The organism is Caballeronia sp. PC1, from assembly GCF_021353155.1.
Taxonomy (GTDB): Bacteria; Pseudomonadota; Gammaproteobacteria; order Burkholderiales; family Burkholderiaceae; genus Caballeronia; species Caballeronia cordobensis.
Window position 1 is genome coordinate 1,792,344 of record NZ_JAJUBH010000002.1, and the last position, 14,441, is coordinate 1,806,784.

The following is a 14,441-nucleotide window of genomic DNA, read 5'->3' on the forward strand; positions in this document are numbered from 1 at the left end:
ACGATGAAACTTGCTATGGATGGCGTGAAAGGTTATCGGCGGCTTATACCTTCGTTGACGGCGCTGGTCGAATTCGAGGCCGTTGCGCGCTTGCGCAGCTTCACGCATGCCGCGGCGGAACTGGGCGTGACGCAGGCGGCCGTGAGCCGGCAAATCCGCATTCTCGAGGAATTGCTGGGCGTGCGTCTGCTCGACCGGCTGCATCGCGCTTCGACGCTGACGAGCGAAGGCGAGGCGCTCTACACGGTCGTCGCGGAAGCGATGGGCAAAATCGCGGGCGTGTTCGACCGCTTATCGAATGGCATCGAGGAAGAAGAACTCGTGCTCGCGACAACGGCCGCGTTTTCGCATTTCCGGCTCATGCCGAGCCTCGCCAAGCTCAAGCGACTTCAGCCGAACCTCAGGCTGCGCCTGACAACGACGATGTTCACGGCGGACCTGCGGCACAACGAAGTTCATGCGGCCGTGCGCTGGGGCAACGGAAAGTGGAGCGACGGCACATCGCATCTGCTGTTCGGCGAGGAAGTCTTTCCCGTCTGCTCGCCCGCATGGCTGGACGAGTACGGCGCGCCCGGCTCGCTCGAAGAGCTCGCGAATCTGACGCTCATCTCGTACGACCCCACGTCCGAAGGCTGGCTGACCTGGGAAGAGTGGTTCCGCGCGATGGGCTTGCGGCCGGCCAAACTGAAATACGGCCTTCGTACCTGCCTGTATAACGATGCCGTTCAGGCGGCACGTCACGGACAGGGCGTAGCGCTCGGCTGGGGCAGACTGCTTCACGAGCATCTGGCGTCGGGCGAGCTGGTCCGCCTCACGAGTGCGGCACTTCCGCTGCAAGATGCGTATTACGTGGTCGTGCCTCACGGCCGCAGCATCACGCCGACGATTCAGACGCTCGTCGAGCTTCTTCGTCACGCCGCGGGCGTAACGACGCATAACGTGGAGTTATGCGTTCGGGAAAATAAAGCGCATTGACGACGTTTTCCGGAAAACCAATACTCGGTACAGCGCGAGCATTCGAATCCCGGTGAGTGCTCGAACGATCCGACAGCGAACCATCCATCGAGCATGCCACTTTCAAGAATCGCGTTCGTCTTCCTCGGTGTTCTCTGGGGTTCCAACTTCATTTACATGAAGTGGGCCACGGCGCTGATCAGCCCGATTCAGGTTGCATTTCTGCGTGTTTTCTTCGGCTTCTTGCCGCTCGCATTTTTCGCGTGGCGCAGGCGAGTCATCACGCGTGAACAACTGCGCCTGCTGCCGCACTTTCTGGTTATGGCGGGTGCGGCTACCGCCTTTTACTATGTCGCGATCATCGAAGGAACAGCCGTGCTTCCTTCGGGCATCGCCGGTGTGCTCGGCGGATCGATCGCGCTATTCACCGCCGTGTTCTCGCTACTCTTTCTGCGCAGCGAGAAATTCAACGGGATGATGGGCGCCGGCGTGTTGCTCGGATTCGCCGGCATCGTGCTGATAGCGCGGCCCTGGGAAGGCGCGGAGAGCGACATCGATCTGACGGGCGTCTGCTGGCTGCTGGCGAGTTCGATGACGCTCGGGCTTTCATACATCTACGTGCGGCGATTTCTGTCGCCGGCGAATCTTCCGCCTCTTGCACTGGCGACATGGCAAATGGGGCTCGCTCTCATCATGCTTTGCACCGTGACCGATTTCTCCGGCATGAGCCGCCTGCTCGAAGACTGGCACGCGACGGGCGGTGTCGTTATCGGGCTGGGCTTTCTGGGAACGGGCGCGGCATTCCTGATCTATTACTACCTGCTCGACAAGCTCGGCGCGGTGGCATCGTCGAGTTCCAACTATCTTGCGCCGGCGGTTGCGCTGTTGATTGGCTGGGCGGTGGGAGAGCGCTTCGGGATGCTCGAAGCCGTTGCGATCGTGCTGATCTTCATCAGCATCGCTTTACTGCAAATCGGCCAGCAGCGCGCGGCGGGTACGCAAAAGATCGCGCCTGCGATTGTGCCCCGGCCACGCCTTGCCGAGATGGACGAGTGACAAGCCTTCCCGTGTTATCCGAGTATCGGAGAGAGAAAAGATGATGTCGCCACTGCCTGTCACCATGCACGCCGTTCGCCTCACCGGGCTGGGCGGCTTCGACAAGCTCGAATATCGCACCGATGTACCCGTGCCTCGGCCGAAGCAAGGCGAGGTGCTGATTCAGGTGCGCGCCTCCGCGGTGAATAACACCGACATCAATACGCGCATCGGGTGGTACTCGAAATCCATCGACAGCGATACGGGAACGGGCGGCGCGCAAGGATTCGAACATGTCGATGGCGCGGACGCATCGTGGTCGGGCGCGTCGCTCGACTTCCCGCGGATTCAGGGCGCGGATTGCTGCGGCTCTATCGTCGCGGTGGGCGACGGCGTGCCAGCCTCGCGCATCGGCGAGCGCGTGCTCATCAGCAGCATGCTTCGCAGCTATGTGGGCTATCGGCCGTTCGAATGCTGGACCTTCGGAAGCGAATGTGACGGAGGCTTTGCGCAGTTCGCCGTGGCGCCGTCGAGAGAAACCTTCAAGGTCGTGTGCGACTGGTCGGACGCGGAACTCGCCTCCATTCCTTGCTCTTATTCCACCGCCGAGAACATGCTGCATCGCGTGAAGCTCGGCGCCGAAGTGGTCCTGATCACCGGAGCATCCGGCGGCGTGGGATCGGCGGCGGTGCAACTGGCCAGGCGTCGCGGCGCGACCGTCATTGCGCAAGCTTCGCCGGGCAAGGCGTCGGCGCTGCGCGATCTCGGCGCCGATCGCGTCATCGACCGGGATGCGGATCTCGTTTCGGTGCTCGGCGAAAACGCCATCGATGTGGTGATCGATGTGGTCGGCGGCGAGCAGTGGCCCGAGCTTCTCAAGGTTCTGCGCCTGGGCGGCCGCTATGCGATCGCGGGCGCGATTGCAGGGCCGATATCGAAGATCGACCTGCGCACGCTTTACCTCAAGGACCTGACGCTGATGGGCTGTACCTTTCAGGACGAGGAAGTTTTTCCGAACCTGATCTCATACATCGAGCGAGGCGAAATCAAGCCGCTCGTGGCCTTGACTTTTCCGTTAGAGAACATCCGCGAAGCTCAGGAGGCGTTCTTGAGCAAAGCGCATCTCGGCAAACTCGTGCTGACCATTCCCGGGGTAAAAGCATGAAGATCAAGCAGATCCGTTTATATCAATGTGAACTGCCTGTCGTTAATGGCCCTTACAGGATGGCGCGCGCGGATGTCTATTCGCTGACGACCACGTTGGTCGAACTCGTCGCGGACAATGGCCTGAGCGGCTGGGGCGAAACCTGCCCCGTCGGTCCCACTTACGCCGAGTCGCATCCGGCTGGTGCGCTCGCGGCGCTTTCGCAGATGGCGCCCGGCATTATCGGCGTCGAGGCGTTGCCGGTGCCGCTGCACGATCGCATGGAAAGCCTGCTCAATGGTCACAGCTATGCGAAGGCTGCCGTCGATATCGCCATGCACGATTTGCTGGGCAAGCATTACGGCGTGAGCGTGTCCGATCTTCTTGGCGGCGCATTGGCCGAGCGCCTGCCTTCTTATTACGCCGTGACCATCGGCGCGCCCGACGAAGTGGCGCGCGTGGCGGCGGAAAAGCGCGCCGAAGGTTATCCGCGTCTTCAGTTGAAAGTGGGCGGCAGGGCCATCGAAGAAGATGTCGAATCGGTCATCAAGGTATGGGAGGTCATTCGAGGTGCGGGCATACGTCTCGCCGTCGATGGAAATCGCAGCCTGAGCACGCGCGACGCCATCCGGCTCAGCCGGGAATGCGCGCATATTCCGTTCATTCTCGAACAGCCGTGCAATTCGATCGAAGACCTGCAATCGATTCGCAATCGAATCGGTCACGCGCTGTATATGGACGAGAGTTGCACGAACCTCGGCACGGCAATCACGGCCGCGGGCACGCGTCTCGTCGATGGATTCGGCATGAAGGTGACGCGGCTCGGCGGCCTGCATCCGATGCGCGCCTTCCGCGATGTCTGCGTCGCGCGCAACCTGCCTCATACATGCGATGACGCATGGGGCGGCGATCTCATCGCGGCGGCGTGTGCGCATATCGGCGCGACGGTGCCGCCCGCATTGCTCGATGGCGTCTGGATCGCGGCGCCGATGATCGAAGGGCACTTCGACGCGAAGCATGGCGTTCGCGTCGAGGGCGGTCATGTCAGGCCGCCGCAGGGCGTGGGGCTCGGAATCGTGCCTGAAGAAGGCGTTTTCGGCGCGCCTTTGGCGTCGTTCTGACGATAAGAAAGCGATGCGCCGCCTGACACGATGCGTGTCAGGCGGCCCGATCAGGCGATTACTGCTGCAGCCATGCCTGAACCTTGTCCGGATGCGCATCGACGAACTTCTTCGCTGCCGCATTCCAGTCGTTCGTCGTATTGCCGGTCAGTTCGATCTCTTCGACATCGGCCAGGGTCAGCTTGAAATGGCGGATGAAGACATCGGCGCGAGGATATTTGCTCGCGAACTGCTTCGACGCGAAGCCATGAATCTGTTCATCGCCGCCAAGCGTGCCTTTGGGGTCCTTCAGATAGCGCATCTTCCACTTCTGCCACAACCAGTGCGGGCTCCAGACGGTTGCCACGATCCACTGCTTCGACTGATAGGCACGCGAAAGCGCGGTCAGCATGCCGGCCTCGCTCGCTCGGATCAGCGTGTAGCCGGCGAGATCGTAGTCCTTCATCGCTTTCTCCGATGCGACCATCTCGCCAGCGCCGGGCTCGATGCCCTGGATCGTGCTGTTCAGCTTCGTCTTGACGTCGGGCTTGTTGAGATCGGCGATCGAAGCCACGTCGCTTTCGGGCACATAGTCGGGGACCGCCCAGCCGATCTTCGCGCCGGTGTAGATGATGCCCATATCCACCATGTCATTCTTGTAGCGGGCAAAGTAGGCCGCGTGCGTGACGGGAAGCCACGCGCCCAGCATGAGATCGACGTCGCCGCGAGCGATCCCCTGGAACTGGATGCCGAGATCCGCATTCACGAGCGTCACGGGCTGTTGCAGCTTCGTTTCGAGAACGTATTTCGCGGTGTACACGACCGCCTGGGTATCGGCCCAGTTGGCGAGCGTGATCTTGATCGGCTCGGCGGATTGCGCGTGCATCGTGAACGTGACTGCTGAAACTGCAAGTGCCGCCTTCATGACGAAACGTGCGAATAAGGCATTCTTCATGTCGCGTTCCCTGTTCGTTGTGGCCCGAAGAAGGAGTGCCGGCCAATCCTCCGAACGATGAGGACGAGAGACGCGGGCGGTACCCCGAGGAGCCCTAGTATTCGAGGGCATAAAAGCACCGTCAATGCTATTTCTTTTCCGCGCAGCATTACATTGGTTTATGTATGCGGGTTTGCTTGGGGATTTCCCTGATCCAGCGAATGTCGATCCGGGCTTGCACGCATCGTCGTAGAGATGTGTCCAAACTCTTCTGAAAGGTGAACACACCATGACTACCGGAATCGTCCGTCTTCATCGCGTCTTGCGCGCGACGCCCGAACGCGTCTATCGTGCTTTTCTCGAACCCGACGCCATGTCGAAATGGCTGCCGCCTTACGGGTTCACCTGCCGGGTCCATCACATGGATGCACGGGAGGGCGGCACGCACAAGATGTCATTTCATAACTTCAGCACCGGTCACGGCCATTCGTTTGGCGGCGAATATCTCGAACTGGTGCCCTTCGAAAAGATTCGCTACACGGACCGTTTCGACGATGCGAACCTGCCGGGCGAAATGCATGTCACCGTTTCGCTGCGGCAGGTTTCGTGCGGCACGGAGCTCGACATCGTGCAGGAAGGCGTGCCTGAGGTGATCCCCGTCGAGATGTGCTATCTCGGCTGGCAGGAGTCGCTGCTTCAACTGGCGAGACTGGTCGAGCCGGAGATTCCCGACTGAGATCACGCCAGCTTCGAAGCCGCATCGCGCAGCGCGGTGCGCAAGCCTTCCTCGACGACCGGATGATAAAACGGCATGCCCAGCATGTCATCGACGGTGAGCTTCATCTGCAAAGCCCATGCAAGCAGATGCGCGATATGCTCTGCATCCGGTCCGATCCATTCCGCGCCAACGAAGCGGCGGCTCGCCTTATCGACGTACACATGCATGAGCCCGCGATTCCTGAGCATCACGCGGGCGCGCCCCTGATCCTCGAAGCTCACTTCGCCCGTCACGAACGAATCCGGCGCGAGATCGACATGACGCGCACCGACCATCGCGATGCCGGGGTCCGTGAAAGCAATCGCGATGGGCGCGCGGCGTTCGACCGGCGCGACCTGCGGATAACGCGCCGCGTTCGTGCCGGCCGCGCGTCCTTCGTCGGCTGCTTCGTGCAATAAGGGTAGCACGCCGTTGGCATCGCCCGCGATGAACACCGGATGCGCGCCCGCCTGCAGGGTCAGCGGATCGTAGACCGGCAAGCCATCGGCATCGAGCGCGAGCGACGTGTTCTGCAAACCCAGCGATGCGACGTTGGGCTTGCGTCCCGCCGCCACCAGCACGTAATCGAAGGTGTCTTCGATCGTCTCGCCCGCGCCGGACACATAGCGCAAGCGCACTTCGTCGCCATCGCGCACGGCGGCTTCGACTTGCGCGCGCGGATCGAAGCGAAATGCCTCGCCGAACACGCGCGCTGCATAGCCGCGAACCTCGGGATCTGTCAAAGGCCCGACGCGTCCGCGCGCACCGAGCACCGACACACTCACGCCTAGCCGCGCCAACGCCTGTCCGAGTTCCAGTCCAATGACGCCCGCGCCGATCACCGCGACGCGCTTCGGCAGATCGTCCCACGCGAACACGTCGTCGTTGATGATGGCGCGCGAGCCCAGCGCGCGATACATCGCCGGCATGACCGGACTCGATCCCGTCGCGATGACGACGCTCTTTGCGCGCACCGTCGTATGCTCGCCGACTTGCAGCAGGTTATCGTCGATGAAGCGGGCATAGCCCGTGAGCTTGTCCTCCGCGGGCATCGCATCGACACCCGCGACGACGAAGCTCACGAAGCGGTCGCGCTCGCGCTTCACGCGCCCCATCACTTCGCGTCCGTCGATGCGCACGTTACCGTCGATATGCACGCCGAATGCCGCCGCATGCGTCGCGTGATGCGCCGCCTCGGCCGCCGCGATCAACAGCTTCGACGGCATACAGCCGACGCGCGCACAGGTGGTGCCGTGCGCGCCGCCTTCGATCAGGATTGCAGAAGCGCCCGCCGCCCTGGCCGCGCGATACGCCGTCAGTCCCGCGCTGCCCGCGCCGATGATGGCGACATCCTTGTGGATCGTGTTCATGATGGTGTCTCGAATGGTCGATGCATTGGGGTCCATCATGCGGTGCGGCGCCGAAAACGTGAATGCTCGTTCGGATCGTATTTCTGCTCGATCGTCTCAACGCGTGCGCGGTCAAAGTGATGTATTCATCTAGACGTCTCATGCGCGTCACTGTCTCGTCATGTTCGCTTCCTAGAATCTCCCGAACGTTTCAGCGCGCCTTTTCGAGCGCGCCCATCGAGGGAAGCTATGGACGCAATTCGCATCGAGCGTCTCACCAAGACGTTCAGGAACGGCCGCAAGGCGCTCGACTCCGTCGATCTGCGCGTGGAGGAGGGCGAGATGGTCGCGCTCATCGGCGCGTCGGGATCGGGCAAATCGACGCTGCTGCGCCATATCGCCGGCTTTACGGCATCCGACCCCGCGCCGTCGCACGTGACGCTGCTCGGCCGTCCGATCCAGCAGAACGGCAGGATCGTGCGCGAAGTGCGCTCGATTCGCCGCGACGTCTCCTTTGTGTTTCAGCAGTTCAATCTCGTCGGCCGGTTGTCGGTGCAGACCAATGTGCTGATCGGCGCGCTCTCTCGCGTGTCGCTGTGGCGGCGTCTCGCGGGCCGTTTTCCGCGCGGCGAGCAAGCGCTCGCGATGGATTCGCTGAGCGCCATGGGCATCGGCGACCACGCTTTCGAACGAGCAAGCAACCTGTCGGGCGGCCAGCAACAGCGCGCCGCGCTGGCCCGCGCGCTCGTGCAGCGCGCGCGCATCGTGCTTGCCGACGAGCCGATCGCATCGCTCGACCCGGAATCCGCGCGGCGCGTCATGGAACTCATGCAATCGCTCAATCGCGAGCACAAGCTGACGGTCGTCGTGTCGCTGCATCAGATCGATGTCGCGATGAAGTACTGCGCGCGCACGATCGCATTGCGCGATGGCCGCGTCGTCTTCGATGGCGCAAGCGAGCGGCTCACGCCCGACGTGCTGCGCGATCTGTACGGCTCGTCCGCGGATGAACTGCTCACGCATCGCGCGGCGCAGGAACGCACCGGGACAGCGGACGCTGCACGGCCATCGCCTGCATTCGCCACGTCCTGAGTCATCAACCCCCATCACAACCCCTGGATCGCAACATGAAAGCAGCCCGTTTCCTTCTGGCTGGCGCGGCGCTCGCGTCGTGCCTGCTGACGCAGACCGCCAGCGCCGAAACGCTCAACTTCGGCATCATCTCGACGGATTCGTCGGCCGCGCTCAAACAGCGCTGGCAGCCGCTCATCGACGATCTGAACAAGCAGACCGGTCTCGACGTGAAGGCGTTCTTCGCCACCGATTACGCGGGCATCATCGAAGCGATGCGCTTCAACAAGGTGCAGATCGGCTTCTTCGGCAATGCATCGGCGATCGAGGCGGTGGACCGCTCGAATGGCGAAGTCTTCGCGAAGGTGAAGTACAAGAACGGCGAGGCGGGCTATTACTCGCTGCTGATCACGAACGCGAACAGCGAATGGAAGTCGCTCGATCAGGTGCTCAAGAACACGAAGCAGATCAACCTCGGCTTCGGCGATCCGAACTCGACTTCGGGCACGCTCGTGCCTTCGTACTATCTGTTCGCGAAGAACGGCATCAACGTAAAGACCGCGTTCAAGAGCGTGCTGCCGTCGAGCCACGAGTCGAACATGCTCGCGGTGGTGAACGACAAGATCGATATCGCGACCAACAACACCGACATGCTCGACACGATCAAGTCGACGCATCCCGAGCTGTATCCGAAGGTGCGCGTGCTGTGGAAATCGCCGCTGATTCCGTCGGACCCGCTCGTATGGCGTCGCGATCTGCCGCAGGCGACGAAAGACAAGCTGCGCAACTTCTTCGATCACTACGCGCAGAAAGATCCGCGCGAGCAGTCCGTCATGAGCGCGATTTCGGGCTACTCCGGCTTTGCGGATTCGTCGAACGCGCAGCTCGTGCCGATTCGTCAGATGGCGCTGTTTCAAAAGAAGCAGCAGGTCCAGAACGACGCGCATATCGACGATGCCGACAAGAAGGCGCAAATCGCCGCGCTCGATCAGAAGATCGCCGCGCTCGATACGGCGGCGAAGTAAATGAAGCCGCTCGACGCAATCACGTTCGATGCGGGCATCGCAAGGCCCGTTCACGCAACGGCGCCCAAACGAAGCTGGACATCGACGCTCGGCTGGATCGTCGTGATCGCGGTGCTCGGTCTGTCATGGTCGAGCGCGGACATGCGCCCGCTCGATCTGCTCGGCGCATCGGGCAACATGAGCCAGTTCGCGCGCGATTTTTTTCCGCCCGACTTCACGGAATGGCGCACGTATGCGCATGAAATGATCGTGACGCTCGCGGTCGCCGTGTGGGGCACGGCGCTCGCGCTGATCTGCGCGGTGCCGTGCGGCCTGCTGTCGGCGCAGAACATCGCGCCGGTGTGGATCGCGCAGCCGGTACGACGCCTGATGGACGCGTGCCGCGCGATCAACGAGATGGTCTTCGCGATGTTGTTCATCGTCGCGGTCGGTCTCGGTCCGTTCGCCGGCGTGCTTGCGTTGTGGGTGCACACGACGGGCGTGCTCGCGAAGCTTTTCGCCGAGGCCGTCGAAGCTGTCGACGCCCGTCCCGCCGAAGGGGTGCGCGCGACGGGCGCAAGCAGTCTCGACGAAATCGTCTACGGCGTGCTGCCGCAGGTCTTGCCGCTGTGGATTTCGTTCGCGCTGTACCGCTTCGAGTCGAACGTGCGCTCCGCGATGGTCGTCGGCATGGTCGGCGCGGGCGGCATCGGCGTGGTGCTGTACGAGGCCATCCGCTCGTTCAACTATGCGCAGACGGCCGCGGTGATGATCATCGTCATCGTGATCGTGTCGCTGATCGATCTTGTCTCGGGCTGGGTGCGCGAGCGTGTGATCTGAGGCACGTCACGACATTTCGATATCGAGCGTCGTGATGAGTTTTTCGCGTCGCTCGAGCGCATGCAGCGCACGCTTGCCAAGCTGCGCCGCGACGAGATTCAGCAAGCCTTCGCAGAACACGAGATACGCGCCCATGCTGTTGCTGAAGAAACTGCTTTCGTGCGGAATGAGGAACGCATGACGCGCGGGCGGCACGAGCGGCGATGCCAGCGTATCGGTGATCGCGATGACATCGAGCCCGGCTTCCTTCGCGGCGGCCGCGGCATCGGCGACGCTGCGGGTATAGGGCGCGACGCTCGTGACGATCACGACATCGCCGGGCTGCAACTGCGCGAGGCCTTCCGCGACGCCCAGGCCTTGCGCATCGAGCAGCGCGACATCCGTGCGGATCATGCCGAGGCCATAACACACGAAGCTCGCGAGCGCGCTGAACTGGCGCAGGCCATGAACGCGCACGCGCTTCGCCTCGGCGAGCAGGCGCGCGGCGCTGCGCAAATCCGCTGGCGATAACTGCGCAATGAATCCTTCCACGTTGCCGATCGATTCGCGCGCGAGCTTCACGACCATATCCACTTCGGGCGCGGCATCGGGCGCATGGGCCTTGCTGCTCGCGACGAGCCGTTCCGCCTGCTGGCTATAAAAATGCCGATGCCGCTCGGCGAGGCTATCGCGGAACACGCTCTGGAAGTCGGCGAAGCCCGCATAGCCGAGCCTCGTCGAAAGGCGCGTGAGCGTGGATGCATTGACATCGAGCGATGCCGCCAGATCGGTGATCGTGCGCACCGCCACTTCCTCGGGACGTTCCAGCAGCTTCGCGAGCACGGTATGCGCCTTGCCGCCGAGCGAGACATCGGCTTCGTCACGGCCAATGCGTATCACGAGCTCGCGCAGCCCATCGACGTTGCGCGGCGGCATCTGCGCGCCCACTTCAGCCTCGCTCGCGCGACGCCCCTTCCGTTTGCCTGTGTCCATTGATCATCCGATACCGGGCGGGATGCCCGGGATGTTCGTGAACCTCCCATTCTATGTGAGACGCATGAATGACTATATCGGCGGTGGCGAGCGTGTTCTCGTCGTCGGGATCGTCGGGATGCGTGCGATGAATCGGCAGCGCCGCGTCTGCATGATCGGCGAGAATCGCAAGCGGATCGATCGATTCAGCCGACGCGATCAGCGCATCGCCACGCGCCTGCCGGTGACGCGACGAGTCGGTGACGATCTGCGAGAAGCCGTGCATCGAGGGATGAATCGCGTGATTCGCATGTAACGAAGGCGCGTTCACTTCGACGACCGAGCAGTCATGCGCGCTGAACTCGACGCTCAGCAGCGCGGGATTGCCGCAGGCGCCGAGCGTCAGATGAAAGCCGCCCGCGCGCGGACTGTCGCGCACGATGCGCACCGCTTCGTCGAGCGTGGACGCATCGAGCATCGCGCGCGTGAGCACCATGCGCGGCACGCCCGCGACGACTTCGCGCTGACGTAGATTGTTCACGGTTATCGCGAGACCGTCGTTCGTCACGGCGAAGGTATGTCCCGGCAGCGAGCCGGGATAGACGAAAGCCGCGAATCCCGCACCGCCTTCGATGCGGCATTCGGCAATCGCGCAATGTCCGTCGAAGCCGGGCATGCCGTCCTCGTTGTGGCTCACGCGCCGCACGTCCGCGCCGGGAAGCTGCACCGTGGTGCAGCCATCGGGCGACATCGCCCAGACATCGCCGCGGCAATTCCAGAGAAAGACGTCGTCGAAGGGCAGGGCGAGACCCGCCGCGAGTCCGTGAAGCTCGTCCCACACGCGCGGGAAGCGTTCGCGCACGAGCGCGGCCATGGCGCGCGCCGTGTCGCTGCCGCGCCATTGCATGACCGTTTGCCATGCGCGCGTGTTGAGCAAGTGCGCATGAACCGCGTGCGCGCCGAACCGGCCGAGCGCTTCGCCCGCTTCGCGCGGGGAGCCGGAAATGTCGATAAAACCGAGTGCTGCCATAAATTCGAAGTGAATCGCCAAAAGTTATTCGACGTGTTGCAGGAAATCGCGCAAACGCTGATTCGGTGGATTATCGAGCAATTCGGCGGGCGCGCCGTCGACCGTGATATGCCCGTGCTCCATGAAGATCAGACGCGTGCCGACCTTGCGCGCGAACGCCATCTCGTGCGTGACCACGACCATCGTCATGCCTTCTTCCGCGAGCGATTGCATCACGCGCAGCACTTCCTGACGCAACTCGGGATCAAGCGCGGACGTGGGCTCGTCGAAGAGCATGAGTTTGGGCTTCACGGCGAGCGCCCGCGCAATCGCGACGCGCTGTTGCTGTCCGCCCGACAACTCGCTCGCGTAGTGCCCGACGCGCTCGCCGAGCCCGACCTTCGTCAGCAGATCGCGCGCGAGCGATTCGGCTTCGGGCTTGCTCATGCCGCGCACCTGACGCGGACCGAACGCGACGTTTTCGAGCGCCGTCATCTGCGGGAACAGATTGAACTGCTGAAACACCATGCCCGCTTCCTGACGGATCTCGCGCACCTTCTTCGCGCCGCCGAGCACGCTCACGCCATCGACGACGAGATCGCCGCCATCGATCTGCTCCAGCGCGTTGATGCAGCGCAGAAGCGTCGATTTGCCCGAGCCGGACGGGCCGATCAGCACGACGACTTCGCCCGCGTCGATGTCGAGATCGACTTCATCGAGCACCACCGTCTTGCCGAAGCGCTTGGTCACGCCCTTGAACTGCACCATGCGGCCGTTGTGATTCATCGTAGTCATAGAATGCGCATCCGCCGTTCCATCGTGCGCAGGCCGAAGGTCAGCGCGCCGATCATGCAGAGATAGATGAGCGCGACGGCCGTCCATATTTCGACCGCGCGAAAATTCGACGCCATGATTTCCTGGCCCTGCCGCGTCAGTTCGCCCACGCCGATCACGATGAACAGCGACGTGTCCTTCAGGCTCACGATGAACTGATTGCCGAGCGCGGGCGTCATGCGCCGCAGCGCAACCGGACCGACGACGAACGCAAGCACGCGCCAGCCCGGCATGCCGAGCGCGAGCCCGGCTTCCTTGAGGCCGCGCGGCACGGAGAGAAACGCGCCGCGCACGATCTCCGCGATATACGCGCCCGAATTGATGACGATCGACACGATGGCCGCACTCATCGCATCGACGCGCACATGCAGCAGCAAGGGCAGCGCGAAGTAGATGAACATCACCTGCACGACGATCGGCGTGCCGCGCACGAACTCGATATACGTGAACGCGATTCTTTGACAGAGCGCATTGCCGTAAGCGCGCATCAAACCGAACAGCAGGCCCACGAGCATGCCGCCCGCGAGCCCCGCGAGGGTGATCAGCACCGTGAGACGCGCGCCGTGCATGAGCGCGGGCACGGCGTCGACGATGACCGAGAGATCGAACTGCATCGCTTTTCTCCGTGGCCCGCGTTCAGGACTTCGCCGGCTCGACGCCGAACCATTTCTTGTAGATCGCCGCATAGCGGCCATCCGCCTTGATCTTCACGAGCTCCGCGTTGACCTTCGCGACGAGCGGGCTGCCCTTCGGAAACGCGATGCCGTATTGCTGCGCCATCATCTGCGGGCCAACGGCCTTCACGCGCGACTTGCCCGCCGTATGGATGTAGTAGAGGACGTTCGGCGTGTCGTGCATCGCGGCATCGACGCGGCCGGTCGCGAGTTCGAGATACGCGTTGTCGATGTTCGGAAACGCGCGCAGATCCGTGCCCTTGAAGTTCGCCTTCGCATAATCGGCGGACGACGTGCCGGTCTTGATCGCGAGCGTCTTGCCTTTCAGGTCGTCCGGTCCCTTGATCGCGCTATCGGCCGGCACCATCAGCGTGAAGCCGCTGTCGTAGTAGCCGTCGGAGAAGTCGATCACTTTCTTGCGCTCTTCCTTGATCGTGATGCCCGCGAGCGCGACATCGACGTTATGCGTCTGCAGCGCGGGCAGGATGCCGCTGAAGTCCATCGGCTGGAGCTTGTAGTCGATCTTCAGATCCTTCGCGATTTCCTTCCACAGATCGATGTCGAAGCCGACGTATTCGTTGCCCTGCTTGAATTCGAACGGCACGAATGCCGTGTCGCAGGCGACCAGCAGCGTCTCGGCGCGGGCCGCGCCACTGACGAGAGAGAACGCGGCGACGGCGGCCACGGCGAGTTTTGCGGCGAATTTCATGATCGACCCCTTGTCGAAGTGGTGGCAAGTCAATTTGCTTGATTGATGAAGTCGCAAATATATTTGCGAAGTGTCG

Annotated in this window: 15 protein-coding genes; 8 read left to right on the forward strand and 7 right to left on the reverse strand. The window is 62.6% G+C overall.

The window, feature by feature from the left end; genetic code table 11:
* Positions 1-3 precede the first annotated feature (3 nt).
* The 4 genes from LY284_RS24275 to LY284_RS24290 all read left to right on the forward strand — a co-directional run bounded on the left by LY284_RS24275 (position 4) and on the right by LY284_RS24290 (position 4,254).
* The gene (locus LY284_RS24275; RefSeq protein WP_233388220.1) at positions 4-975 is read left to right on the forward strand and encodes a LysR substrate-binding domain-containing protein; all 972 of its coding nucleotides are present in this window, start codon (positions 4-6) and stop codon (positions 973-975) included.
* 93 nt (positions 976-1,068) lie between these two features.
* The gene (locus LY284_RS24280; RefSeq protein ID WP_233388221.1) at positions 1,069-2,010 is read left to right on the forward strand and encodes a DMT family transporter; all 942 of its coding nucleotides are present in this window, start codon (positions 1,069-1,071) and stop codon (positions 2,008-2,010) included.
* Between the two features lie 40 nt (positions 2,011-2,050).
* Positions 2,051-3,154 (forward strand): alcohol dehydrogenase family protein, encoded by a 1,104-nt coding sequence (locus LY284_RS24285; protein ID WP_233388222.1) that lies wholly within the window; start codon positions 2,051-2,053, stop codon positions 3,152-3,154.
* Complete coding sequence (locus tag LY284_RS24290; RefSeq protein WP_233388223.1) at positions 3,151-4,254, forward strand: mandelate racemase/muconate lactonizing enzyme family protein; 1,104 nt, start codon at positions 3,151-3,153, stop codon at positions 4,252-4,254. The genes LY284_RS24285 and LY284_RS24290 overlap by 4 nt, the downstream gene beginning before the upstream one ends.
* 58 nt (positions 4,255-4,312) lie before the next feature.
* On the opposite strand, the gene LY284_RS24295 is transcribed toward LY284_RS24290, so the two are convergent.
* Positions 4,313-5,188: a glycine betaine ABC transporter substrate-binding protein gene (locus LY284_RS24295; protein ID WP_014251712.1), complete on the reverse strand. Its 876-nt coding sequence runs from the start codon at positions 5,186-5,188 to the stop codon at positions 4,313-4,315.
* Between the two features lie 268 nt (positions 5,189-5,456).
* On the opposite strand from LY284_RS24295, the gene LY284_RS24300 reads away from it, so the two are divergent.
* On the forward strand, positions 5,457-5,903 hold the full coding sequence (locus LY284_RS24300; RefSeq protein ID WP_233388224.1) for an SRPBCC family protein: 447 nt from the start codon (positions 5,457-5,459) through the stop codon (positions 5,901-5,903).
* A 2-nt stretch (positions 5,904-5,905) separates the two neighbouring features.
* On the opposite strand, the gene LY284_RS24305 is transcribed toward LY284_RS24300, so the two are convergent.
* A complete protein-coding gene (locus LY284_RS24305; protein WP_233388225.1) occupies positions 5,906-7,294 on the reverse strand; it encodes a dihydrolipoyl dehydrogenase in 1,389 nt (462 codons plus the stop codon).
* Positions 7,295-7,522: 228 nt separating this feature from the next.
* On the opposite strand from LY284_RS24305, the gene phnC reads away from it, so the two are divergent.
* Genes phnC through phnE form a run of 3 tightly spaced genes read left to right on the forward strand, consistent with a single transcriptional unit; the run spans position 7,523 to position 10,188 of the window.
* Positions 7,523-8,365, forward strand: coding sequence for a phosphonate ABC transporter ATP-binding protein (gene phnC / locus LY284_RS24310; RefSeq protein ID WP_233388226.1), 843 nt, complete (start codon positions 7,523-7,525; stop codon positions 8,363-8,365).
* 35 nt (positions 8,366-8,400) lie between these two features.
* Positions 8,401-9,369, forward strand: coding sequence for a phosphonate ABC transporter substrate-binding protein (phnD, locus tag LY284_RS24315; protein ID WP_045452829.1), 969 nt, complete (start codon positions 8,401-8,403; stop codon positions 9,367-9,369).
* Positions 9,370-10,188, forward strand: a complete 819-nt coding sequence (phnE, locus tag LY284_RS24320) for a phosphonate ABC transporter, permease protein PhnE (protein WP_045452832.1) — start codon at positions 9,370-9,372, stop codon at positions 10,186-10,188.
* Positions 10,189-10,194: 6 nt separating this feature from the next.
* On the opposite strand, the gene LY284_RS24325 is transcribed toward phnE, so the two are convergent.
* The 5 genes from LY284_RS24325 to glnH are packed head-to-tail and all read right to left on the reverse strand — an operon-like array spanning position 10,195 to position 14,365.
* Positions 10,195-11,160 carry a MurR/RpiR family transcriptional regulator gene (locus LY284_RS24325; RefSeq protein ID WP_233388227.1) on the reverse strand — a complete coding sequence of 322 codons (966 nt, stop codon included), beginning with the start codon at positions 11,158-11,160 and terminating at the stop codon, positions 10,195-10,197.
* Positions 11,117-12,169, reverse strand: coding sequence for a C45 family peptidase (locus tag LY284_RS24330; RefSeq protein ID WP_233388228.1), 1,053 nt, complete (start codon positions 12,167-12,169; stop codon positions 11,117-11,119). Before LY284_RS24330 ends, LY284_RS24325 begins: the two co-directional genes overlap by 44 nt.
* Before the next feature lie 24 nt (positions 12,170-12,193).
* Positions 12,194-12,943, reverse strand: coding sequence for a glutamine ABC transporter ATP-binding protein GlnQ (glnQ, locus tag LY284_RS24335; protein ID WP_045452839.1), 750 nt, complete (start codon positions 12,941-12,943; stop codon positions 12,194-12,196).
* A complete protein-coding gene (glnP, locus tag LY284_RS24340; RefSeq protein WP_014251721.1) occupies positions 12,940-13,596 on the reverse strand; it encodes a glutamine ABC transporter permease GlnP in 657 nt (218 codons plus the stop codon). Before glnP ends, glnQ begins: the two co-directional genes overlap by 4 nt.
* A gap of 22 nt (positions 13,597-13,618) precedes the next feature.
* Positions 13,619-14,365 (reverse strand): glutamine ABC transporter substrate-binding protein GlnH, encoded by a 747-nt coding sequence (gene glnH, locus LY284_RS24345; protein WP_014251722.1) that lies wholly within the window; start codon positions 14,363-14,365, stop codon positions 13,619-13,621.
* Positions 14,366-14,441: the final 76 nt, after the last annotated feature.